The following is a 22,432-nucleotide window of genomic DNA, read 5'->3' on the forward strand; positions in this document are numbered from 1 at the left end:
TGCCTGGGCTGTGCGGAAAATGGTTTCTGGGATCGCGGTTCGTTCTACAGCCGCGTGGTCGATATTCCGCAAATGGGTACTCATTCCACTGCCGATACCGTCGGTTTAACCGCGCTTGGCGTGGTGGCAGCGGCTGTTGGTGTGCACGCAGTCGCCAGCGCCGTTGACCAGCGCAGACGTCATAACCAGCAACCTACAGAAACCGAACATCAGCCAGGCAATGAGGATAAACAGGCATGAGCACTCAGTACGAAACTCAGGGATACACTATCAATAATGCCGGACGCCGCCTGGTGGTCGACCCGATTACGCGCATCGAAGGCCACATGCGCTGCGAAGTGAATATTAACGATCAGAATGTGATCACCAATGCCGTCTCCTGCGGCACCATGTTTCGCGGGCTGGAGATCATTCTGCAAGGGCGCGACCCGCGCGATGCGTGGGCGTTCGTTGAACGTATCTGCGGCGTCTGTACTGGCGTACACGCCCTGGCTTCGGTTTACGCCATCGAAGATGCTATCGGTATTAAAGTGCCGGACAACGCCAATATCATCCGCAACATTATGCTGGCAACGCTCTGGTGCCACGATCATCTGGTGCACTTCTATCAGCTTGCCGGGATGGACTGGATCGATGTGTTAGATGCGCTGAAAGCCGACCCGCGGAAAACCTCCGAACTGGCGCAAAGTCTCTCCTCTTGGCCGAAATCATCCCCGGGCTATTTCTTCGACGTACAAAACCGCCTGAAAAAATTCGTTGAAGGCGGGCAGTTGGGGATCTTCCGCAATGGCTACTGGGGGCACCCGCAGTACAAGTTGCCGCCAGAAGCCAACCTGATGGGCTTTGCCCACTACCTCGAAGCTCTCGATTTCCAGCGTGAAATTGTGAAAATCCACGCGGTCTTTGGCGGTAAAAACCCGCATCCAAACTGGATTGTCGGCGGGATGCCTTGCGCCATCAACATTGACGAAAGCGGCGCGGTCGGGGCAGTCAATATGGAACGCCTGAACCTGGTGCAGTCAATTATCACCCGCACGGCGGACTTCATTAACAACGTGATGATCCCCGACGCCTTAGCCATCGGTCAGTTCAACAAACCGTGGAGCGAAATCGGCACTGGTCTTTCTGATAAATGCGTTCTCAGCTACGGCGCATTCCCGGATATTGCCAACGACTTTGGCGAGAAAAGTCTGCTGATGCCTGGCGGCGCGGTGATTAACGGCGACTTCAACAATGTGCTGCCAGTGGATTTGGTTGATCCGCAGCAGGTGCAGGAGTTTGTCGACCACGCCTGGTATCGATATCCCAACGATCAGGTCGGGCGTCATCCGTTCGATGGCATCACCGACCCGTGGTACAACCCCGGCGATGTCAAAGGCAGCGATACCAACATTCAGCAGCTGAATGAACAGGAACGCTACTCGTGGATCAAAGCGCCACGCTGGCGCGGTAACGCGATGGAAGTGGGGCCGCTGGCGCGCACGTTAATCGCTTATCACAAAGGCGATGCTGCGACCGTTGAGTCGGTCGATCGCATGATGTCGGCGTTGAACCTGCCGCTTTCCGGTATCCAGTCAACGTTAGGCCGCATTTTGTGCCGCGCGCACGAAGCGCAGTGGGCCGCAGGTAAGTTGCAGTATTTCTTCGACAAGCTGATGACCAACCTGAAAAACGGCAATCTCGCCACTGCTTCCACGGAAAAATGGGAACCTGCAACCTGGCCGACAGAGTGCCGTGGTGTCGGTTTTACCGAAGCGCCGCGCGGGGCGTTAGGCCACTGGGCCGCCATTCGCGATGGCAAGATTGATCTCTACCAGTGCGTGGTGCCGACCACCTGGAACGCCAGCCCGCGCGATCCCAAAGGGCAGATTGGCGCTTATGAAGCGGCGCTGATGAACACCAAAATGGCGATCCCCGAGCAACCGCTGGAGATCCTGCGTACTCTGCACAGCTTTGACCCGTGCCTCGCCTGTTCAACACACGTGCTGGGCGACGACGGTAGCGAGCTGATCTCCGTGCAGGTGCGTTAACAGCGAAGGAGAATCATCATGCAACAGAAAAGCGACAACGTTGTCAGCCACTATGTCTTTGAAGCGCCAGTCCGCATCTGGCACTGGTTGACGGTGTTATGCATGGCGGTGTTGATGGTCACCGGATACTTTATCGGCAAGCCGCTACCTTCCGTCAGCGGCGAGGCGACGTATCTGTTCTATATGGGCTACATCAGGTTAATTCACTTCAGCGCCGGGATGGTTTTTACCGTGGTTTTGCTGATGCGGATCTACTGGGCTTTTGTTGGCAATCGATACTCCCGCGAGCTGTTTATCGTGCCGGTATGGCGTAAAAGCTGGTGGCAGGGCGTGTGGTATGAAATCCGCTGGTATCTGTTTCTGGCAAAACGTCCGAGTGCCGATATAGGCCATAATCCCATCGCCCAGGCGGCGATGTTCGGCTATTTCCTGATGTCGGTCTTTATGATCATCACTGGTTTTGCGCTGTACAGCGAACACAGCCAGTACGCTATTTTTGCGCCGTTCCGTTATGTGGTGGAATTTTTCTACTGGACGGGTGGCAACTCAATGGACATTCACAGCTGGCATCGGCTGGGGATGTGGCTGATTGGCGCGTTTGTGATCGGTCATGTCTACATGGCGCTGCGTGAAGACATCATGTCCGACGACACGGTGATCTCCACCATGGTCAACGGCTACCGTAGCCACAAATTTGGCAAAATAAGTAACAAGGAGCGTTCATGAGCGAGCAACGCGTGGTGGTCATGGGGCTGGGCAACCTGCTGTGGGCCGATGAAGGCTTCGGCGTGCGGGTGGCGGAACGGCTGTATGCCCATTACCACTGGCCCGAGTATGTGGAGATTGTCGATGGCGGTACTCAGGGACTGAACTTGCTGGGGTATGTCGAAAGCGCCAGCCATCTGTTGATTCTCGATGCCATTGACTACGGGCTGGAACCTGGAACGCTGCGAACCTATGCCGGAGAACGCATTCCGGCTTATCTCAGCGCGAAGAAAATGAGCCTGCATCAGAACAGTTTCTCCGAAGTGTTGGCGCTGGCGGATATCCGCGGACATCTGCCAGCACATATTGCCCTCGTCGGTCTGCAACCCGCAATGCTCGACGACTACGGCGGTAGCCTGAGCGAACTGGCACGGGAGCAACTGCCCGCTGCGGAACAGGCGGCGCTGGCGCAGCTGGCTGCGTGGGGAATTGTGCCGCAACCGGCTAATGAATCGCGCTGTCTCAATTATGACTGTCTGTCGATGGAAAATTACGAAGGCGTTCGCTTGCGCCAGTACCGGATGACACAGGAGGAGCAGGGATGAGCAACGACACGCCATTTGATGCGTTGTGGCAACGAATGCTGGCGCGCGGCTGGACGCCAGTCAGTGAATCCCGTCTTGACGACTGGCTTACGCAAGCGCCAGACGGCGTGGTGTTATTAAGCAGTGACCCGAAACGCACGCCAGAGGTCAGCGATAATCCGGTAATGATTGGCGAATTACTGCGCGAGTTTCCCGACTATACATGGCAGGTGGCGATTGCTGACCTTGAGCAGAGCGAAGCCATCGGCGATCGCTTTGGCGTCTTTCGCTTTCCTGCCACTTTAGTGTTTACCGGCGGAAACTATCGCGGCGTGCTGAATGGTATTCACCCGTGGGCGGAACTGATAAACCTGATGCGCGGGCTTGTCGAACCGCAGCAGGAGCGTGCCTCATGAGCGAAACTTTTTTCCATCTGCTGGGGCCAGGAACGCAACCGAACGATGACAGTTTCAGCATGAATCCACTGCCGATCACCTGTCAGGTGAATGATGAACCGAGTATGGCGGCCCTGGAGCAATGTGCTCACAGCCCGCAGGTGATTGCGCTGTTAAACGAGTTACAACATCAACTAAGCGAACGCCAACCGCCGTTGGGCGAGGTGCTGGCAGTCGATCTGTTAAATCTCAACGCCGACGATCGTCACTTTATCAATACGCTTCTCGGGGAAGGGGAAGTGTCAGTGCGCATTCAGCAGGCTGACGACAGTGAAAGTGAAATACAGGAGGCGATCTTCTGCGGATTATGGCGGGTGCGCAGACGTCGCGGCGAAAAGTTGCTGGAGGACAAACTGGAGGCTGGCTGCGCGCCGCTGGCGTTGTGGCAGGCGGCAACGCAAAATCTCTTGCCGACAGATTCGCTGTTACCGCCGCCCATTGATGGCCTGATGAATGGCCTACCGTTGGCGCATGAGTTACTGGCACATGTACGTAACCCCGACGCGCAGCCGCACAGCATTAATCTGACGCAATTACCCATCAGCGAGGCTGATCGGCTTTTTCTCTCACGTCTCTGTGGGCCGGGAAATATTCAGATTCGTACCATTGGCTATGGCGAGAGCTATATCAACGCCACGGGGTTACGCCATGTCTGGCATTTACGCTGTACGGACACCTTAAAAGGCCCGTTACTGGAAAGTTATGAAATCTGCCCAATACCGGAAGTGGTGCTGGCAGCGCCAGAAGATTTGGTCGACTCTGCGCAGCGGCTTAGCGAGGTATGTCAGTGGCTGGCGGAAGCTGCACCGACGTAAAAAGACGGTAAGTATCGCTTTCAGTCTTATGAATATCGCAATCGGCGAATACCTCTGGTCGTAGAGTTTCAGGATAAAGAGGGAGATCTACCATTATCGGGTTATTTTTCTCTCTTCGCCTACAGGAGTGCGCATGTGGGATGTCATTGATTTATCGCGCTGGCAGTTTGCTCTGACCGCGCTGTATCACTTTTTATTTGTACCCCTTACCCTGGGGCTGATTTTTTTGCTGGCTATCATGGAAACCATTTACGTGGTCACCGGCAAAACAATCTACCGCGATATGACGCGCTTCTGGGGTAAGCTCTTCGGTATCAATTTTGCTCTTGGCGTGGCTACCGGCCTGACCATGGAGTTTCAGTTTGGTACTAACTGGTCATTCTATTCCAACTATGTGGGCGATATTTTTGGCGCACCACTGGCGATGGAAGCATTAATGGCCTTCTTCCTCGAATCCACCTTTGTCGGGCTGTTCTTCTTCGGCTGGCAGCGGCTGAATAAATACCAGCACCTGCTGGTGACGTGGCTGGTGGCGTTCGGTTCAAATCTCTCTGCATTGTGGATATTGAATGCCAACGGTTGGATGCAATACCCGACCGGTGCGCATTTTGATATCGACACCCTGCGTATGGAGATGACCAGCTTCAGCGAGCTGGTCTTTAACCCGGTCAGCCAGGTGAAATTTGTGCACACCGTAATGGCGGGCTACGTGACCGGGGCCATGTTTATTATGGCGATCAGCGCCTGGTATTTACTGCGCGGACGGGAGCGCGATGTCGCATTACGTTCGTTTGCCATCGGTTCCGTCTTCGGTACTCTGGCGATTATCGGTACCCTGCAACTCGGAGACAGTTCTGCGTATGAAGTCGCGCAAGTACAACCGGTAAAACTGGCGGCGATGGAAGGGGAGTGGCAAACGGAACCTGCACCTGCACCGTTCCATGTGGTTGCCTGGCCGGAACAGGATCAAGAGCGTAACGCCTTTGCCATCAAAATTCCCGCGCTGCTAGGGATCCTCGCCACTCACTCATTAGATAAACCCGTGCCGGGTCTGAAGAATTTGATGGCTGAAACCTACCCACGCTTGCAACGCGGACGTATGGCCTGGCTGTTAATGCAGGAAATATCGCAAGGCAATCGTGAGCCGCATGTGTTGCAGGCATTCCGGGAACTGGAAGGTGACCTGGGCTACGGCATGTTGCTCTCCCGCTATGCGCCGGATATGAATCATGTCACAGCCGCACAGTACCAGGCGGCGATGCGTGGCGCGATACCTCAGGTTGCGCCGGTATTCTGGAGTTTCCGCATCATGGTGGGCTGTGGTTCCCTGCTGCTACTGGTGATGCTGATTGCGCTTGTCCAGACGCTGCGTGGCAAAATCGACCAGCATCGCTGGGTGCTGAAAATGGCGCTCTGGAGTTTGCCGTTGCCGTGGATTGCGATTGAAGCCGGGTGGTTTATGACCGAGTTTGGTCGTCAGCCGTGGGCGATACAGGACATCTTACCGACATACTCCGCGCACTCCGCTTTAACCACAGGACAACTGGCTTTCTCACTGATCATGATCGTAGGGCTTTACACCCTGTTCTTAATCGCCGAAGTCTACCTGATGCAGAAATATGCCCGTCTGGGGCCGAGCGCGATGCAGAGTGAACAACCGACGCAGCAACAGGGGTAAAGGAGAAAATCATGTTTGATTATGAAACATTGCGCTTCATCTGGTGGCTGCTGATTGGCGTGATCCTGGTGGTCTTTATGATCTCCGACGGATTTGACATGGGGATCGGCTGTCTGCTGCCGCTGGTGGCGCGTAATGATGATGAACGCCGGATAGTGATAAACAGCGTTGGTGCACACTGGGAAGGCAACCAGGTCTGGTTGATCCTCGCTGGTGGGGCATTATTTGCCGCCTGGCCCAGAGTGTATGCAGCGGCGTTTTCCGGCTTTTATGTGGCGATGATCCTGGTGCTGTGCTCACTGTTCTTCCGCCCGCTGGCCTTTGATTATCGCGGAAAAATCGCCGATGCACGCTGGCGTAAAATGTGGGACGCCGGTCTGGTCATCGGCAGTCTGGTGCCGCCGGTAGTCTTCGGTATCGCCTTCGGCAACTTGTTGCTCGGCGTGCCGTTTGCCTTCACACCGCAATTACGCGTGGAGTATCTTGGCAGCTTCTGGCAACTGCTGACGCCATTCCCTTTATTGTGCGGATTGCTCAGCCTTGGGATGGTGATTTTGCAAGGTGGCGTCTGGTTACAACTGAAAACTGTTGGTGTGATTCATCTGCGTTCACAGCTGGCCACCAAACGCGCTGCACTGTTGGTGATGCTGTGCTTTTTGCTGGCGGGTTACTGGCTGTGGGTCGGTATTGATGGCTTTGTACTGCTCGCCCAGGATGCTAACGGTCCTTCCAATCCGTTAATGAAACTGGTGGCAGTGCTACCTGGTGCCTGGATGAATAATTTCGTCGAATCGCCCGTTTTGTGGATCTTCCCGCTGCTGGGGTTCTTCTGCCCATTGCTGACGGTGATGGCGAATTATCGTGGTCGCCCGGGTTGGGGATTTTTAATGGCGTCATTGATGCAATTTGGCGTGATTTTCACGGCAGGCATCACGCTGTTCCCCTTTGTCATGCCGTCAAGCGTGAGTCCAATCTCCAGCCTGACGTTGTGGGACAGCACTTCCAGTCAGCTGACGCTGAGCATTATGTTGGTAATCGTGCTGATATTTTTGCCCATTGTGTTGCTCTACACTCTCTGGAGCTACTACAAAATGTGGGGACGCATGACAACAGAAACTCTCCGCCGTAACGAAAACGAGTTGTACTAAGGAGCAGGAACAATGTGGTATTTACTTTGGTTCGTCGGCATTTTGTTGATGTGTTCGCTCTCCACCCTTGTGTTGGTATGGCTGGACCCGCGTCTGAAAAGTTAACGAACGTAGGCCTGATGCGGCGCATTAGCATCGCATCAGGCAATCAATAATGTCAGATATGAAAAGCGGAAACATATCGATGAAAGCGATCTTAATCCCATTTTTATCTCTTCTGATTCCGTTAACCCCGCAATCTGCATTCGCTCAGAGTGAGCCGGAGCTGAAGCTGGAAAGTGTGGTGATTGTCAGTCGTCATGGTGTGCGTGCTCCAACCAAGGCCACGCAACTGATGCAGGATGTCACCCCAGACGCATGGCCAACCTGGCCGGTAAAACTGGGTTGGCTGACACCGCGCGGTGGTGAGCTAATCGCCTATCTCGGACATTACCAACGCCAGCGTCTGGTAGCCGACGGATTGCTGGCGAAAAAGGGCTGCCCGCAGTCTGGTCAGGTCGCGATTATTGCTGATGTCGACGAGCGTACCCGTAAAACAGGCGAAGCCTTCGCCGCCGGGCTGGCACCTGACTGTGCAATAACCGTACATACCCAGGCAGATACGTCCAGTCCCGATCCGTTATTTAATCCTCTAAAAACTGGCGTTTGCCAACTGGATAACGCGAACGTGACTGACGCGATCCTCAGCAGGGCAGGAGGGTCAATTGCTGACTTTACCGGGCATCGGCAAACGGCGTTTCGCGAACTGGAACGGGTGCTTAATTTTCCGCAATCAAACTTGTGCCTTAAACGTGAGAAACAGGACGAAAGCTGTTCATTAACGCAGGCATTACCATCGGAACTCAAGGTGAGCGCCGACAATGTCTCATTAACCGGTGCGGTAAGCCTCGCATCAATGCTGACGGAGATATTTCTCCTGCAACAAGCACAGGGAATGCCGGAGCCGGGGTGGGGAAGGATCACCGATTCACACCAGTGGAACACCTTGCTAAGTTTGCATAACGCGCAATTTTATTTGCTACAACGCACGCCAGAGGTTGCCCGCAGCCGCGCCACCCCGTTATTGGATTTGATCATGGCAGCGTTGACGCCCCATCCACCGCAAAAACAGGCGTATGGTGTGACATTACCCACTTCAGTGCTGTTTATCGCCGGACACGATACTAATCTGGCAAATCTCGGCGGCGCACTGGAGCTCAACTGGACGCTTCCCGGTCAGCCGGATAACACGCCGCCAGGTGGTGAACTGGTGTTTGAACGCTGGCGTCGGCTAAGCGATAACAGCCAGTGGATTCAGGTTTCGCTGGTCTTCCAGACTTTACAGCAGATGCGTGATAAAACGCCGCTGTCATTAAATACGCCGCCCGGAGAGGTGAAACTGACCCTGGCAGGATGTGAAGAGCGAAATGCGCAGGGCATGTGTTCGTTGGCAGGTTTTACGCAAATCGTGAATGAAGCACGCATACCGGCGTGCAGTTTGTAATGCATAAAAAAGAGCATTCAGTTACCTGAATGCTCTGAGGCTGATGACAAACGAAGAACTGTCTAATGCGTAGACCGGAAAAGGCGTTCACGCCGCATCCGGCCACTTTCAGTTTTACTCTTTCTCGGAGTAACTATAACCGTAATAGTTATAGCCGTAACTGTAAGCGGTGCTGGCGCGTTTAATCACACCATTGAGGATAGCGCCTTTAATATTGACGCCTGCCTGTTCCAGACGCTGCATTGACAAACTCACCTCTTTGGCGGTGTTCAAGCCAAAACGCGCAACCAGCAGGCTGGTGCCAACAGAACGCCCCACGACCGCGGCATCACTCACCGCCAGCATCGGCGGCGTATCGACAATCACCAGATCGTAATGGTCGTTCGCCCATTCCAGTAATTGACGCATCCGATCGCGCATCAGCAGTTCAGACGGGTTAGGTGGCACCTGACCGCGAGTAATCACATCAAAGCCTCCTTTGCCAAAATGCTGGATCACTTTGTTGAGCTCATCTTTACCTGCCAGATATTCCGACAAGCCATGTTCATTACTCACGGTAAACAGGTTATGCGAATAACCACGGCGTAAGTCGGCATCAATAAATAACACTTTTTGATCGGACTGGGCGATCACCGCTGCCAGAGTTGAACTGACAAACGTTTTACCACTGTCTGGCGTCGCACCGGTGATCATCAGAATGTTATTCTCCGTCTCCATCATAGCGAAATGCAGACTGGTTCGTAGCGCACGTACGGCTTCCACAGCAGAATCCGCCGGGTTATCCACCGCCAGGAAGGGGATATTTTTAGTACGATGGCGCTGCTGATTAGAAAATAAATTTTTCTTACGCAGACGGGTGCGTTTATCCAGCCACTCGGACATTGGGATAGTGGCATAAACGCTGATGCCGTGCTCTTCCAGTTGTTCCGGGGCTTCTACACCACGACGCAACATCGCACGCGCCAGCACGGCACCCACAGAAATAAACAGGCCAAGAATAAAACCAAGCACCACATTCAACGCTTTTTTCGGTTTCACTGGCTGCGGCTGAGTGACTGCCGGGTCGATAATCCGCACGTTACCAATGGCACTGGATTTCGAAATACTCAACTCCTGCTGGCGGTTAAGTAATTGCAGATATACCGCACGGCCCGCTTCTACGTCACGACTTAAACGCAACACTTCCTGTTGGGTGGAAGGCATTGCCGATACCCGCTTATTCAGGCGTTTGCGTTCTTGCTCCAGCGTCTGGCGTTTTTCCAGCAGCGCACGATAAGTTGGGTGATCTTTCTTATACAGCTGGGAGATCTCTGCCTCGCGGAAGGTCAGCTCATTGAGTTGATTATCAACGTTCACAATCTGCTCAAGAACGGCTTTGGCTTCCAGGTTAAGGTCAACCGAATCGCGCTGCTGGCGATAAACGTTGAGTTTTTCTTCCGCCTGGTCCAGCTCGCTGCGCACTTCAGGTAACTGGCGCTGTAAGAATTCAAGGCTTTGTGAATCCTGCGCCGCCTGGCGAGCGATATTCTGTTGCAAATAGTTGTTAGCGATGCTGTTCAGAATACGAGTAATCAACTGGGGATCATCACCAGTCATGGTAAGTTCCAGCATCCCGCTTTCTTTACTGCGTTCGCTAACGGTAAAGGTTTCCTGCAATGCGTTAATCGCTTCCAGTTCGGTACGCTGGCTCAGGACAAACTGTGTTCCTGGTTTGGCCTTAATGTCCGCGATAGTCAGCGCAACGCCATCTTTTTCCAGACGCTGGCCGACCATACCATTGACGGTGAACTCTTCACCTTCCAGTGTATAGTGGCCGTTTTCCCCAACCGTGAGTGTCAGTTGCTGATCCTGACCATTCAGTTGTGGAATATGCATCCAGCTGATCGCCAGCTCACCTGGTTTTTCTTTGGTTAATCTCGCCCAGCCGCGACCCACAATCGGAAAATACTTCTGCTCAACTATGTCGCGCAGATTCAGTTCAGCAATGGTTTTACCGAGAATCATGCGCGATTGCAGCAGTTGGATCTCCGGTGCAGACTCGGGCGATGAGTTAGGGATCATATCGCTCAGGCCGCTGAGAATGGCGTTGCCCTGTTTTTGCTCAACCTGGACCAGAGTATCTGCCTGATAAATTGGTGTACTTAACAGCGAGTAAGCGACAGCGATCAGCGTGAATAACGCGGTCACGCTGATAATAAACTTACGGTGATCCCATAACTCGCCGACCAGACGAAGCAGATCGATCTCATTTTCCTGAGTGCTGCCTGGTGGCGTATTCATATTTTTAGTTGTCATCGTATTTTATAAACTCAAATTACCGGCTGAGGCGCTTCGCCCATTCCTGACTGGCGCGCTCCAACATACCGTAGACATGTTCAAATGCGTCCTGACTTTTACGATAGGGATCCGGGATCTCTTTCTGTTCCAGCCATTGCCCAAACAGCATTGTCTTCCCGCGGACCTCGGGAGCGATTGCGGTAACCTGAGCAATATGCTCTGACTCCATTGCCAGAATCAGATCGTAATTTCGTGCCATCTCAGCAGTGAGCTTACGTCCGGCATGTCCTTCAAGAGATACGCCATGATTAGCGGCAACATCTGCTGCTGTCGCATCTGCAGGGTGTTTTACCAGACCATGAACACCTGCCGATTTGACTTTTACGCCTGGCAGACGTTTACGCAGCAAGCGCTCGCCAATGGGCGAACGGCAAATGTTGCCGGTACAAACCACCAGGATTGAGTTAAATTTTAGTTGGGCCATGTTTGAATCCACCGTGAAGTCTCTGTCAGGTCATGCACCCCGGAAATCGTCGGTACCAGCAGAGAAATCACACGGTTCCAACGAGCCAGCGGCGCAGTAGTGACATAAACAATGTCGTAAGGTTCAAGCTGGAATTCCGTTCCGAGTATCATTGCCGATGCGTCCTTCGCATTCAGCTGATAAATATTGGCGATTTTGCCATTCTGCTTGTTTTGCGTTGCACGAATAACAAAAATCCCCGTCGCATCAGCGACATCCTGATTCATACCCTCAGCGTTACCCAGCGCTTCCGCCAGGGTCATACCGCTGCGGTCCATTTTCAGCGTGCTCTGTTTACCCACTTCACCCATCACGAAGACTTTCAGATCATCGTTGCGCGGAATAAATAAAATATCGCCCGGGTGCAGCAGTTTGTTCTGGCGCAAGTCGCCACGCTGCATCAGCGCATAGAGGTTCACTTTGGTCTTTACGCCATTCTGGGTGAGCACCACGTTGCGCCAGTCTGCATCTGCGGTCAGACCGCCCGCGGCGTTAATCGCATCCATGATGGTCAGAGGAATATTGGTAATCGGCTGCTGACCCGATTTGCTGACTTCGCCGGTGACGTACGCTTTTTGCGAGCGGAACGCCGCGACGCTGACATCGACTTGCGGGCTTTCAATGACTGAATCCAGACGCGCTGTAATCTCGTTGCGTACCTGGGTAAGTGTTTTCCCGGCCACTTTCAGGCGACCAATATAGGGGTAGAAAATCGCACCATCGGCGTTAACCCAGTTGCCGGTATCACTGGCGCTACGGTATTGCCCTGCGGGGGTGGTTAGTTCCGGGTGATCCCAGACCGTAACCATCAACACATCCCCAATGCCGATACGATATTCATAGTTTGCGATTTGCTGCTCCAGCTCCGGGTTAGCCTGCGACATAATCGGTTTGGCGCGCAACTGATCAATCAATCCTGGCGTGACGGGATAGATATTGACCATTTTGTCCAGGTCATACTGATTGTCAGGTAGTTCAATGACATCCTTGTTACTGGTCGATAAATTCTGACCAGGAACAAGGGTACATGCTGTCAAAGACAGAACAGCCAATGTCAGTACCGAAAACTTAAAAATGTTCTTTTTCATTGGTTTATATTTATCAGTCAATGTAATGTTATGAATTACGTCAGGTTATTGTCCAACCGGTACTTCTCGCTCTGCCGTCATTGGATAGAGCTGGTATTTGCGTGACAGCATTTGTCCACCATCACGCGTCAATGGTGTCCACGAAACCACCGCGCGGTTGCGGTTAGGTCCAATGGTCATCAAGTCGAATGGAATCGAGATATAAAAACCTTTACTAAAGCCGCCTTCGCCGTAGTCATCTTTAGATACGTTACTGATTGCCGCCCATACCCCTACCGCCACGCCGCTGTCAAAGCGTTTGGCGACGTCGATCGTTGCGCCTTTATCTTTTGCCAGATATTGCCCAACGCTAAGTTTCATCAGTACGCCATTGAGCGTCGGCGGGTTCCAGTAAGCCGTCACGAAACCTGTTGGCGTGGAATAATCGGTGAAACGCATCATGTTGTCCCAGTCACGCTGCTTCACGTAGTTAACGTCCACACCCAGCGCCCAGCTGGCATCTAGCGGGCGATAAAGCAGCTCGGAACCGACACCGGCATACATCGTTTCCAGATAACCGCCATACACCTGGCCATAGAAACCATTGCCTAAGTCAGCAAAATAGTTCGCCTGCAAGTTGTTGAGATAAACGTCATTGCGAACGTAGTCACGGATATGCGTGCGCACGCGGGGCAGGGTAGAGTCCGCGGGCAACAGCGAAGACTTAAACTTGTCGTAGTTGTTGTAAATATTGGTGAAAATACCGCCATCAAGCAGCAGGTGGTCGGTAAACCAGTAGCGGGCACTGGACATCAGCCCCAGCTGGAACATATAGAAATCTTCCGGGCCGCCCAGCGACTGTGAAAGTGTTGGGTTGAAAGAGTAGCTAAAGCGATCTTCACGAATACGGTAGCCCCGACCAAAGGCAGAAAGATCTTCTGCTTCAACACGTTGTTGTTGAAGTTGCTCTGATTGACCAGGCGCTGTACCAGCCAGCTGTTTGCGCAGGCTGGCTACGTCGGTTTCGGTAGTCACCATCGCCATATGCTCGCGCTTTTGCGTCACGCTAATCTTCTCAACGCCTTGCGGCAGGTTATTCACCAGAATCCGGTTGGCACGATCGACCGCTTCGCGAGAATCACGGTATTTGTATTGTTGACCAGACATATACAGCGTCTTATCGCGCAGCTGAATTTCCGGTGCTTCAAAACCTGCGTTGTACTTCAGCGCGGTAAGTTGGTTCGCTACTGTGGTGTACTGCAATCCTTCAGATTCAGGCGCAGGTTGATATGCCGGTTTTGGCGTATCGCGCAGGGCAGGGCGCAGATCGTTGAAATTGGTCCGTAACGTGAAGCCAAACATCAACGTGTTACCGCGTTCATAACTCAGGTTGAGATCTGCCCAGCTGGCAGCGCGATAAACTGCGCCGACGTTGAAATGGCTTGCCTGAGGCAGTTTGCCAGCGAAATCATTCTGGTAATTGTTGCCATCGTATTCGAGTTTCAGACGCAGGGGATTCCACGGCGTTTGATACTCAATGCCGCCAAAGATGGAAGCCGGGCCACGAAAGATATCGCTAAAGCTGATATCGCCCGCATCGTGAGACTCTGCGCGATGACAATATTTATCGCTCACCCGGCAAAACGGGTTGGTAATATTGCCCGCATTACCGGCGTAGCCCCATGCCATCCCGAGGGTGAAATCAAATGGCCCCGCTTGCTTGCTGGCCACCAGATACTCACCGTCAAACAGACCCGTACCAGCAATATCACGTTTACCAAACGCCACTTGCGGTAGCCAGTAACCTTCTTCCCACAGGCGAAGTTTAAAATCGAATGATTTGTCTTTGTATGACTGATCGCCGCTGAAATCTTCCCACTGGCTATATTTGCGTGTGCGCACATCCGTATAACGAATGGTGCCTTCCAGCCATGGGAACAGCGCCACGGAGGTGGAGTAGAACCGGTATTGATCGTTATCCCGGTAGTTGACGCTGAATTCACCTTCCGGTGCGATGCGCGCATTTGGCATCTGCAACAATCCTGTGCCGCCAAAGTCTGATTGCGACGAACCCAGCGGATCCGGGTAGGTTAATACTTCAGCATGACAGGCACTGGAGACGGCAATGGCCAGGCAGCTTAAAAGATAAGAATTCTTCTTCATCAGTCAGGAACACGTTGCGTTAAAACAGACACAATCTGGTCATTTAAATCAGCATATTTTTCGGGCAGTACATGCGCAGAAAAGCCCAACCAAAGCTGGCTGCCAGGCGGTGGTTCCACATGTCTTTTATTCCACAGGGCAACAGGGGCGACGACAGTCTCACCCTCAGGCGTAATCACCATAACGTTATTCTTGTCCGCGCCTGCAAGGCGGGGGTGATCTTGCAGATAATCGGTAACGCTACGGCCTGCCTGCCAGGGCAATTGCCCAGCCCCAGAAACCGCACCCAGCAGAGTAATAGTCACCGGACGCTGTACGGTATAGAGCGTATAGTCCCCGACCAACGGGGGATTGCTGTTCTCATCCACTCGTACAAAATCAGGGTCCAGTTTGACCGGTAAGCGACCAGTGATATTGAGATTGAGTAACTGCTGGCGCACGGATTTAATCGTTGCCGCCACATCGTCGTCAGCTTCTGCTTCCCAGGAAGCAAGCTGTGCCATGACATGTTGGTAGTCTTTAAGCGCTTTAGCTTTCGCCGCAGAGTCGGTCAGCAAGGCACCAGGCCACCAGAGGCGATCGCGCAGTTGCGGTTGTGTCACCAACTGGACAACATTTTCCATGGGGCCAACGGAAAGTGTCTGTTGTTCGCCAGGCAGATAAATAGTCACCGTTCCTTGCGCAAAGGCATGGGGTGTCATTACGTAAAGTACGCTGGCAATGAAATACGACTGTAATTTATTCATGGTGCGGGTTTAAGAAACGTCATTTCTACGGGAATAACCCCTGCGCCTAACATTTGCCGACTTTGACGAACCTGGCCAGTAGCCGAATCGACCCAGAATGTGTTTTGCCACTGTTTTTCTGGCCGCGTGGAAGTCACCTCTTCCTGCCAGACATTACACAGCACATTGCGACCCGCAATATTCAGCGTCTCTAATCCAGCAAAGGAAAAAGTAGAACTCAGGGTCGCAGAGCGAAAATGGTTGTCTTCACTCCAGAGAATATCGCGCGTCCAGCGGCTGCCATCTTTTATTGCCAGCGCGTTACGCAGAGGGTCCTGCCCGGAATTTGTCACTTCCAGCAGATTATTATTAAGTTTGACGGTTTTTAAAAGACGTCCATTGTGGGTAACCAGCATGGCGTTATCCTGGGATAACCATTTGCTTTGTTCTTGTTCTATATATCCCAGTACCACAAAGATTCGTTGCCCTTCATTAAGGCGTAAATACATCGTGGAATAAGGCAACGCCTGGATCTGCTGATCCGCTACGGTGATATCCTGATTATCGAAAAGGCTGGCGCGAAATGTATCGACCATACTTTGCTGGCTGTGCGTACATCCCGCAAGAAATAGTGCGAAAATCGATAAAATAAGAGGGCGCACCTTTAATCCTTGAAAGGTTAATTAAAAAAATGCAAATCTCTAAAGCCCGGTACGAATATCGCAACCGGGTATCATTTAACTTTAATTTCGACGCGTTAAAGCAGTATTAGCGTGTAGTGGACGTGGTGGTTGAGGTGTTATGAGAACCGCCATCGCCACTGTCATTTGCTGCAACAACTGCCAATGTCGCCACACCAACAGCCGTTGCCACACCGACAACTGTCGCCGTGCCGACAGCGCCAGCAGCCACGCCACCAGTGGTAGTAGCAGTCGTGGTTGCGCCGGTAGTGGTCGTTGTGGTGCCAGTAGTACCCGTCGTTGCCTCGGTCCCGTTTGTTGCTTCAGGGGCAGCAAACGCAGCTGGCGTCGTCAACATGAAGGCCATAAGGATTGCAGAAAGCTTGTGTTTCATAACTTTTCCTTTATTCATCGCATGGACAATACGTACGCTTGAGATCAGGATTGTCTACTTTGAGTATAACATCCTTGTGAAATCTCCCTTTCCTCATACCGCTTGCACTATATACTGCGGGTAGGAAAGGCGCGCAGAGGGAAATATAAGATTGTTAACTATCCCCCTCTGGAAATACGACTTGTGAACATAAGATAAATCTTAGCAAAATACAAATTAAAGATAAGGAAATTGTTACGAAAGCTATTAATTATTGTTGGTAATATAGTTTCAAGTGGTACTATAACTGGCTGTTAAATGGCATTTATAACTATTAGGTGCAGAGATATTCGCTTAAATGGATTAGTTTCTTTGTGGAAAAGTAACTGATGTTATAATGTATGATGTTGACTATTGCACTATTCCAATAAAACCAGTCAGCTTTAAACAAGCAGCGTCATATTAAGAGAGATAAACATTTGCCGCTGTTGGTCCTCGCAGGCCATTTACGCGGCAAAATTCCACACGTAATCCTGGTATAAGCACTTCTGCGTCGCGGGGAGTGAATGCGGAAATATGGACCTGAACTTCTTTACGACCGTCGGAGGGGATAATGAATCCTTTGCCGCTTTTGCGATCAAAGGTTTTGACAATTCCTGTCATTTTACGGGACAAACAAATTCCTTACTGAAAATACTGCGCTGCACTATACGGGGTTAATAAAATAAAGCCAGCGATATTTAAGACCGCCGGACGGCTAAAATAAAATTTGCTTAATCTCAATTATCATGCGTTAATAGCTGCGTCGGTTTGAAAGACAGACAGCATACAAAGTAGTTTACTAAAGCAGTTCTCATTATCAGGCATTATCCCCTTCTTTTGAGTCTCTCTCCTGAACACTAAGTAGTTTCTGTATTAAAGCCCTGTTTGCCGAAAGGCCCAAAATGAAGGAAGTAAAATATGTCTAATAAAATGACTGGTTTAGTAAAATGGTTTAACGCAGATAAAGGTTTTGGCTTTATCACTCCTGATGATGGCAGCAAAGACGTTTTCGTCCATTTCACTGCCATCCAGAGCAATGAATTCCGCACGCTGAACGAAAATCAGAAAGTTGAATTTTCTATTGAGCAGGGGCAACGTGGCCCCGCGGCAGCGAACGTTGTTACGCTCTAAGGTTGCCGTTATTACTCAACATCTCCATTTCCGCTGTCCATGTTGTCATGGTTCACAGTACCGTACATCGGCATTCGATGTGACGGAGCGAAACCCTTTGGGCGCTAAGTGTATTTTTTGTAAATCGACTATGATCACCTTTGATAACGTCGCGCTGCAAATACGCACTGACCATGCGCCGCTGGATTTCACAAAATAATATCAGGCTCCCTCGTGGAGCCTTTTTTATATCTGCCTTATTTTTCTTCAACGCTGTATGTATAGTAAGCGATAACCTGTTGATTATTGAATCTTTCGGGGAGATGGCTTATAACATTTCTTACCTGACTAGGGTACCGGGAACCAACACCTTACTGGCGTGTTGCTGTCTTTCAAGACCAGAAGAGGTTAACAGTGAATATTGAAGAGTTAAAAAAACAAGCCGAAACGGAAATCGCCGACTTTATCGCGCAAAAAATCGCCGAGCTGAACAAGAATACAGGGAAAGAAGTCTCTGAAATTCGCTTCACCGCACGAGAAAAAATGACCGGGCTTGAAAGTTATGATGTCAAAATCAAAATAATGTGATTTTGTGAACATCACCCGTGCGAGGTGATGTTCCGCTTGTTGCTAATTTAGTGACCAATCATTGGCGCTTGTGGAATTAAGCGTCGGTACAATTCATCCGGTACCGGGCTTTGCCATACTCCCGCATACATTGCGTAACCAATCACCGCAAACATAATCCCCAGAACCAGTAGCGTCATTAACCAGCCAGACAACGCAAAGGCTTTTTTATTTGCCGCAGGTTTTTGCAGTGAAAAGGTCAATGTTGAGGCTACCGGACATGACTCTACGCAAGTCATACAGCCGGTACATTCCACTGTTCGTACCTGAATTAATTTATCGACCGGGATCCGTGATGGGCAATTTTTTGCGCATTTGCCACAGTCGATACAACTTTCGGCATTGCGACGAATCTTAAACGGCGACAATAGCGAAACCACGCCCATCAGCGCGCCATATGGGCAAAGATAACGACACCAGGCATGGCGAATAAACAGGCTGGCAATCAGCAAAACGGTCACGCTGATTAATGTCGCGGTCCCCATATGACGAAAGAAATCGAGCATTTTAACGTCCATCACCACGCTGTAGGGCGACAACATAAAATAGTGAATCGCCTGAGCGGGCATCAATAACGCGATATAGAGAAAAAAACTCAACAGCAAATACTTCACGCCGCGCAGAGGAATATCCAGCCAGCGGGGAAGGACACATTGCCGACCAAACAGTTTGTTACCGAGATCGCCGATTAATTCAGAAAGCGTACCAACCGGGCATAACCATGAGCAAAAGGCCTTTTTGAGTAATAGACTGATGACGATAAAAGCGACCAATAACAGCATCGCGGCGGCGTGGACGGACGGTAACTGACCTGTTACAAGGCTATATTTCAGATTCATCAGCCCGGCAATCGGTAGCCAGCCTTCGATACCTCCCGGTCTGGCGACAAATGTCGTGCTACTTGCCGTTTCGTAATAGCGCACCCAATACCAGAACGTGATGGCAATATAAATATTCATTGCCAACAGTAATAATTGCGTCGCTTTACGCCAGGTCGTGGCATTGCGCCAGTCATTCCACGGTAATTTGCCGCCCGTCGTGCCTGGCCGCCGCTGCCAGCGGGTTCTTTTTTTCTCTGCCATGATTTTGCCAGTCCGTTAAGTTGCATACCAAATGCCACTATTCTAGTTGTTCTTAACTGGCTGATATTGATTCAAATCGCGTTCAGGTCTTTCTTATTCAACCATGCTTCCAGATCGGCAACACTGCGTGTAATTTCTTCGTGTGGAAGGGGGGCAGATAATGGCTGCTGCTCCAGTTGTGCGCATAGCTGGCTGGCGATACGCATTCCCAAACTCGAGCAACTGCTTTTTAGCTGATGCGCGGCACGCTTTATTTTCTCGCTATCCTGACTGGCGCGGGCAATGTCGATTTCATCGAGAAGCGGCAGGGCATGTTGTGTAAATAATACCAGCCATTCGTGGATCTTCTCCGTCCCCATTAACTGAGCATCTTCATTGAGTTGCGATACATCCAGCGATTGATCGTTATTGACTTGCAGTTGGAGATAGTGCGCCAGTAACTGACCGAGCACTTCACGCGGCACCGGTTTAGGGATAATCCCGCGGAATAATGAACTGGTACGCTGGCGCAGCGTTTCGTCAATGACATGGGCGCTAAAGCCAATCAAAACCAGCGACGGATATTGCTGTGCCAGTTGTCGGGCAAGCGTAATGCCGTCGACATCCGGCAGATCAAAATCCACCAGTGCGGCAGCAAACGGTTCGCTATTTTGCAGTGTCTCTAAAGCCTGCGCGGCATTGCCAACAGCAACAACCTGCGCACCACTGGTGTTCAGCATCTCAACGGTAATTCGCTGGGTTAGCGGGTTATCTTCAATTAACAGCAAACGTAAACCGTCAAGACGCACCGCCTGATTGACTGTTTTTGGCACGGGTGCCGTGGCAACACGTAACGGCAAGCGTAAACAAAAACAGCTTCCAACCTCCGGCGTGCTGGTGGCGCTCAGTTCGCCGCCCATCGCCTGGGCCAGACGGCTACTGATAGTCAGCCCCAGCCCGGTGCCGCCGCGTTTGCCGCTTACCTGCACAAATGGCTGGAAGATTTCTGCCAGTTTCGCGGGATCAATACCGCAGCCGCTGTCTTCCACTTCGACCAGCCATTGCTCGCCATCAGTGCGACTACGCAGGATAATGTACCCTTCGTCAGTAAAACGCAGGGCGTTGCTCAACAGGTTGGTTATAACCTGACGAATACGTCGTGGATCGCCCATTAACGCGCACGGCATATCATCGGCAATTGCCGTTGCCAGGCGAATCGGGCGACCTTTCACCCGTCCGCTCATTAATTGCAGGGTACTTTCCAGCAGCGGGCGCGGTTCAAAGGGCTCATCGCTGACCGAAACATTCTTGCCACCTGCTTCGATAGCGGAATAATCGAGAATATCGTTGAGGATGGTCAGCAACGATTCACCAGAGTCAGTAATTGCCCGCAAATCATCACGCTGGGCGTTAAGTGCGGGGTTATCTGCCAGCAGTTGAGCAGTGCCGAGAATACCGTACAGCGGTGTGCGGATCTCATGGCTCATCGCCGCCAGAAACGCCGATTTTGCCTGGCTGGCTTTTTCTGCTTCCGCCCGTGCCTGTCGGTGTTCTATCACCAGTTCCTGCAATTCAGCTGTACGCGCTTTGACCTGCGCCGCCAGCTGTTCGCGGTGGCGATTCAGTGCATGAACATTGCTGCGAAACGCATCCATCAGCCGCCCGATGGTATCCAGCTCCCGTACGCCAGCGGTTTCCGGGAAAGGGGAGTCAATATCACCGTCCAGCAGCCGTTGCAGCGCCTGCGTTTGTTCGGCAAGTGGACGCGTGACTGAGCGATAAACCACGCGCCAAAGGATCAGAATCAGTGCGCAAAGTGAAACCATCCCCAGCAATAACAGGCTGTATTGCCCGCGTGCACTGGCTTTTTCCAGATGCGCCAGTCCGTGCTGATTACGCAGCTCAATGGTGTCGACCAGCTGACTGACTTCGCTACTAAACTGCGCGAACTGGGCGATGTTATTTTGTGCGAGAGTTTGTAGGTGATTGCTGATTTCACTGTCCTGCTGATACAGCGCCAGCAAATCGCTATATTGGCTAACGGTAGTTAACGTTGTTGCGACCTGCGCACGAACACCCGGATCTTCAATGCGTATTTGCCGACGTTGCAGAATTTTCACCGCATTATTGAGCTGCTTTTCCAGCGTTGGTGCATTTTTCTGGATCTGCTCCAGCCCCAGATTCATCACCATTTGCTGCACCCGCAGAGCGCTAAGGCGCAGTTCATTCATCTGGTTAACATACTCAAGATCGATATCAATCAGCCGATCGAGTGCACTTTCAGCAGCCTGACGCTGATCTTGTTCGATCAAATCGTAAATCCCGGCCTGGGTCGCTCCAGCGGAAGTTGTCGCATTATTCGCCTGACCTTGCGCCAGGCGTGCGATCTCATCGGCGGCAGCGACTATCTGCTGACTGAGTTGCCGTTGTTGCTGGCGTAGTTGCAGACGCCGCCCCACCAGTTCCCCTTGCTGACGTAATGAACGGGAGATCTCCTGCTCCTGTTGTTCAATAGCGGTGGTATCAAAACCTTGTTCCCGTAACGCTTGCAGCAACGCATTAATCTTCAGGCTTTGTGCGGTGAGCATTCGCCCCTGCGCCTGCCACATCTTTTCGTTATCGGCACTGGTCAGGTTCTGCGCGGCGAAAAGTTCCCAGGCGCTGGCTTCGCTCAACTGGCGCGCCATATTCATGGTAGGAATCAATGCCTGAGTGTTGTCTTTTTCCACCTGGCTGATAAAGCGCAGGTTGTACCATCCCACCAGGGTACTGGTCAGGGTTAACAGCGCCATCAGGGCAAAGCCCATCCAGAGTCTTCGGGTCAGGGTTAAATTCACGGTCGGTGCACTTTAGGTGAAAAAGGTTGAGTCGCAAAGCAGAATGCAT

Annotated in this window: 23 protein-coding genes and 1 pseudogene; 14 read left to right on the plus strand and 10 right to left on the minus strand. The window is 51.8% G+C overall.

Going from position 1 to position 22,432, the window contains the following annotated elements; translation table 11 throughout:
- From QZF50_RS10555 to appA, 10 genes and pseudogenes are all read left to right on the plus strand, one after another.
- A pseudogene (locus QZF50_RS10555) lies at positions 1–240 on the plus strand ([Ni/Fe] hydrogenase small subunit); the annotation flags it as partial.
- A complete protein-coding gene (gene hyaB, locus QZF50_RS10560) occupies positions 237–2,030 on the plus strand; it encodes a Ni/Fe-hydrogenase large subunit (RefSeq protein ID WP_000107384.1) in 1,794 nt (597 codons plus the stop codon). The pseudogene QZF50_RS10555 and the gene hyaB, both read left to right, overlap by 4 nt.
- An 18-nt stretch (positions 2,031–2,048) precedes the next feature.
- On the plus strand, positions 2,049–2,756 hold the full coding sequence (gene hyaC / locus QZF50_RS10565; protein WP_001186424.1) for a Ni/Fe-hydrogenase b-type cytochrome subunit: 708 nt from the start codon (positions 2,049–2,051) through the stop codon (positions 2,754–2,756).
- A complete protein-coding gene (hyaD, locus tag QZF50_RS10570) occupies positions 2,753–3,340 on the plus strand; it encodes a hydrogenase 1 maturation protease (protein ID WP_000003671.1) in 588 nt (195 codons plus the stop codon). Before hyaC ends, hyaD begins: the two co-directional genes overlap by 4 nt.
- Complete coding sequence (gene hyaE, locus QZF50_RS10575; RefSeq protein ID WP_000063978.1) at positions 3,337–3,735, plus strand: hydrogenase-1 operon protein HyaE; 399 nt, start codon at positions 3,337–3,339, stop codon at positions 3,733–3,735. The genes hyaD and hyaE overlap by 4 nt, the downstream gene beginning before the upstream one ends.
- Positions 3,732–4,589: a hydrogenase expression/formation protein gene (locus QZF50_RS10580; RefSeq protein ID WP_000004899.1), complete on the plus strand. Its 858-nt coding sequence runs from the start codon at positions 3,732–3,734 to the stop codon at positions 4,587–4,589. Before hyaE ends, QZF50_RS10580 begins: the two co-directional genes overlap by 4 nt.
- 133 nt (positions 4,590–4,722) lie before the next feature.
- Positions 4,723–6,267, plus strand: a complete 1,545-nt coding sequence (gene appC, locus QZF50_RS10585) for a cytochrome bd-II oxidase subunit 1 (protein WP_000263563.1) — start codon at positions 4,723–4,725, stop codon at positions 6,265–6,267.
- A gap of 11 nt (positions 6,268–6,278) precedes the next feature.
- Positions 6,279–7,415 (plus strand): cytochrome d ubiquinol oxidase subunit II, encoded by a 1,137-nt coding sequence (gene appB / locus QZF50_RS10590; protein ID WP_290388870.1) that lies wholly within the window; start codon positions 6,279–6,281, stop codon positions 7,413–7,415.
- A 12-nt stretch (positions 7,416–7,427) separates the two neighbouring features.
- Positions 7,428–7,520, plus strand: a complete 93-nt coding sequence (gene cbdX, locus QZF50_RS10595) for a cytochrome bd-II oxidase subunit CbdX (protein ID WP_000270305.1) — start codon at positions 7,428–7,430, stop codon at positions 7,518–7,520.
- Positions 7,521–7,599: 79 nt separating this feature from the next.
- A complete protein-coding gene (gene appA / locus QZF50_RS10600; RefSeq protein WP_001297112.1) occupies positions 7,600–8,898 on the plus strand; it encodes a bifunctional acid phosphatase/4-phytase in 1,299 nt (432 codons plus the stop codon).
- A 114-nt stretch (positions 8,899–9,012) separates the two neighbouring features.
- Here appA and etk read toward each other — a convergent pair whose 3' ends face one another.
- The 8 genes from etk to cspH form a co-directional block, all read right to left on the minus strand.
- Positions 9,013–11,193, minus strand: coding sequence for a tyrosine-protein kinase (gene etk, locus QZF50_RS10605; RefSeq protein ID WP_000208650.1), 2,181 nt, complete (start codon positions 11,191–11,193; stop codon positions 9,013–9,015).
- Between the two features lie 19 nt (positions 11,194–11,212).
- Positions 11,213–11,659 carry a protein-tyrosine-phosphatase Etp gene (etp, locus tag QZF50_RS10610; RefSeq protein ID WP_000057871.1) on the minus strand — a complete coding sequence of 149 codons (447 nt, stop codon included), beginning with the start codon at positions 11,657–11,659 and terminating at the stop codon, positions 11,213–11,215.
- Positions 11,647–12,786 (minus strand): polysaccharide export protein, encoded by a 1,140-nt coding sequence (locus tag QZF50_RS10615; RefSeq protein WP_001295357.1) that lies wholly within the window; start codon positions 12,784–12,786, stop codon positions 11,647–11,649. The genes etp and QZF50_RS10615 overlap by 13 nt, the downstream gene beginning before the upstream one ends.
- Positions 12,787–12,831: 45 nt before the next feature.
- Positions 12,832–14,928 (minus strand): YjbH domain-containing protein, encoded by a 2,097-nt coding sequence (locus QZF50_RS10620; protein WP_000742348.1) that lies wholly within the window; start codon positions 14,926–14,928, stop codon positions 12,832–12,834.
- Positions 14,928–15,674 (minus strand): capsule biosynthesis GfcC family protein, encoded by a 747-nt coding sequence (locus tag QZF50_RS10625; protein WP_001038062.1) that lies wholly within the window; start codon positions 15,672–15,674, stop codon positions 14,928–14,930. The genes QZF50_RS10620 and QZF50_RS10625 overlap by 1 nt, the downstream gene beginning before the upstream one ends.
- Positions 15,671–16,315 carry a lipoprotein GfcB gene (gene gfcB, locus QZF50_RS10630; RefSeq protein WP_001247610.1) on the minus strand — a complete coding sequence of 215 codons (645 nt, stop codon included), beginning with the start codon at positions 16,313–16,315 and terminating at the stop codon, positions 15,671–15,673. Before gfcB ends, QZF50_RS10625 begins: the two co-directional genes overlap by 4 nt.
- A 106-nt stretch (positions 16,316–16,421) precedes the next feature.
- On the minus strand, positions 16,422–16,727 hold the full coding sequence (locus QZF50_RS10635) for a threonine-rich inner membrane protein GfcA (protein ID WP_001295358.1): 306 nt from the start codon (positions 16,725–16,727) through the stop codon (positions 16,422–16,424).
- 441 nt (positions 16,728–17,168) lie between these two features.
- Positions 17,169–17,381, minus strand: coding sequence for a cold shock-like protein CspH (gene cspH / locus QZF50_RS10640; RefSeq protein ID WP_000087763.1), 213 nt, complete (start codon positions 17,379–17,381; stop codon positions 17,169–17,171).
- 285 nt (positions 17,382–17,666) lie between these two features.
- On the opposite strand from cspH, the gene cspG reads away from it, so the two are divergent.
- From cspG to QZF50_RS10660, 4 genes are read left to right on the plus strand one after another with little or no spacing between them, the layout of a single operon-like run.
- Positions 17,667–17,879 carry a cold shock protein CspG gene (gene cspG, locus QZF50_RS10645; RefSeq protein WP_000066490.1) on the plus strand — a complete coding sequence of 71 codons (213 nt, stop codon included), beginning with the start codon at positions 17,667–17,669 and terminating at the stop codon, positions 17,877–17,879.
- A 10-nt stretch (positions 17,880–17,889) separates the two neighbouring features.
- The gene (locus QZF50_RS10650) at positions 17,890–18,078 is read left to right on the plus strand and encodes a cold-shock protein (protein WP_071524879.1); all 189 of its coding nucleotides are present in this window, start codon (positions 17,890–17,892) and stop codon (positions 18,076–18,078) included.
- Complete coding sequence (gene ymcE / locus QZF50_RS10655; protein ID WP_001316982.1) at positions 18,053–18,283, plus strand: protein YmcE; 231 nt, start codon at positions 18,053–18,055, stop codon at positions 18,281–18,283. The genes QZF50_RS10650 and ymcE overlap by 26 nt, the downstream gene beginning before the upstream one ends.
- Positions 18,273–18,446, plus strand: coding sequence for an addiction module toxin, GnsA/GnsB family (locus QZF50_RS10660; protein ID WP_001019197.1), 174 nt, complete (start codon positions 18,273–18,275; stop codon positions 18,444–18,446). Before ymcE ends, QZF50_RS10660 begins: the two co-directional genes overlap by 11 nt.
- Positions 18,447–18,493: 47 nt before the next feature.
- Here QZF50_RS10660 and QZF50_RS10665 read toward each other — a convergent pair whose 3' ends face one another.
- Both QZF50_RS10665 and torS read right to left on the minus strand, forming a co-directional pair.
- The gene (locus tag QZF50_RS10665; protein ID WP_000818479.1) at positions 18,494–19,567 is read right to left on the minus strand and encodes a 4Fe-4S binding protein; all 1,074 of its coding nucleotides are present in this window, start codon (positions 19,565–19,567) and stop codon (positions 18,494–18,496) included.
- A 71-nt stretch (positions 19,568–19,638) separates the two neighbouring features.
- Entirely contained in the window at positions 19,639–22,383 is a 2,745-nt protein-coding gene (gene torS, locus QZF50_RS10670; RefSeq protein WP_071685843.1) for a TMAO reductase system sensor histidine kinase/response regulator TorS, read from the minus strand.
- Positions 22,384–22,432: the final 49 nt, after the last annotated feature.

The sequence above is a fragment of the uncultured Escherichia sp. genome, assembly GCF_948475835.1.
GTDB lineage: Bacteria > Pseudomonadota > Gammaproteobacteria > Enterobacterales > Enterobacteriaceae > ECMA0423.

Bases quoted from the DNA above. Each gene is read 5' to 3' on its own strand.
- hyaB (WP_000107384.1), top strand. From the start codon at position 237: ATGAGCACTCAGTACGAAACTCAGGGATACACTATCAATAATGCCGGA.
- hyaC (WP_001186424.1), top strand. From the start codon at position 2,049: ATGCAACAGAAAAGCGACAACGTTGTCAGCCACTATGTCTTTGAAGCG.
- hyaD (WP_000003671.1), top strand. From the start codon at position 2,753: ATGAGCGAGCAACGCGTGGTGGTCATGGGGCTGGGCAACCTGCTGTGG.
- hyaE (WP_000063978.1), top strand. From the start codon at position 3,337: ATGAGCAACGACACGCCATTTGATGCGTTGTGGCAACGAATGCTGGCG.
- QZF50_RS10580 (WP_000004899.1), top strand. From the start codon at position 3,732: ATGAGCGAAACTTTTTTCCATCTGCTGGGGCCAGGAACGCAACCGAAC.
- appC (WP_000263563.1), top strand. From the start codon at position 4,723: ATGTGGGATGTCATTGATTTATCGCGCTGGCAGTTTGCTCTGACCGCG.
- appB (WP_290388870.1), top strand. From the start codon at position 6,279: ATGTTTGATTATGAAACATTGCGCTTCATCTGGTGGCTGCTGATTGGC.
- cbdX (WP_000270305.1), top strand. From the start codon at position 7,428: ATGTGGTATTTACTTTGGTTCGTCGGCATTTTGTTGATGTGTTCGCTC.
- appA (WP_001297112.1), top strand. From the start codon at position 7,600: ATGAAAGCGATCTTAATCCCATTTTTATCTCTTCTGATTCCGTTAACC.
- etk (WP_000208650.1), bottom strand. From the start codon at position 11,193: ATGACAACTAAAAATATGAATACGCCACCAGGCAGCACTCAGGAAAAT.
- etp (WP_000057871.1), bottom strand. From the start codon at position 11,659: ATGGCCCAACTAAAATTTAACTCAATCCTGGTGGTTTGTACCGGCAAC.
- QZF50_RS10615 (WP_001295357.1), bottom strand. From the start codon at position 12,786: ATGAAAAAGAACATTTTTAAGTTTTCGGTACTGACATTGGCTGTTCTG.
- QZF50_RS10620 (WP_000742348.1), bottom strand. From the start codon at position 14,928: ATGAAGAAGAATTCTTATCTTTTAAGCTGCCTGGCCATTGCCGTCTCC.
- QZF50_RS10625 (WP_001038062.1), bottom strand. From the start codon at position 15,674: ATGAATAAATTACAGTCGTATTTCATTGCCAGCGTACTTTACGTAATG.
- QZF50_RS10635 (WP_001295358.1), bottom strand. From the start codon at position 16,727: ATGAAACACAAGCTTTCTGCAATCCTTATGGCCTTCATGTTGACGACG.
- cspG (WP_000066490.1), top strand. From the start codon at position 17,667: ATGTCTAATAAAATGACTGGTTTAGTAAAATGGTTTAACGCAGATAAA.
- ymcE (WP_001316982.1), top strand. From the start codon at position 18,053: ATGCGCCGCTGGATTTCACAAAATAATATCAGGCTCCCTCGTGGAGCC.
- QZF50_RS10665 (WP_000818479.1), bottom strand. From the start codon at position 19,567: ATGGCAGAGAAAAAAAGAACCCGCTGGCAGCGGCGGCCAGGCACGACG.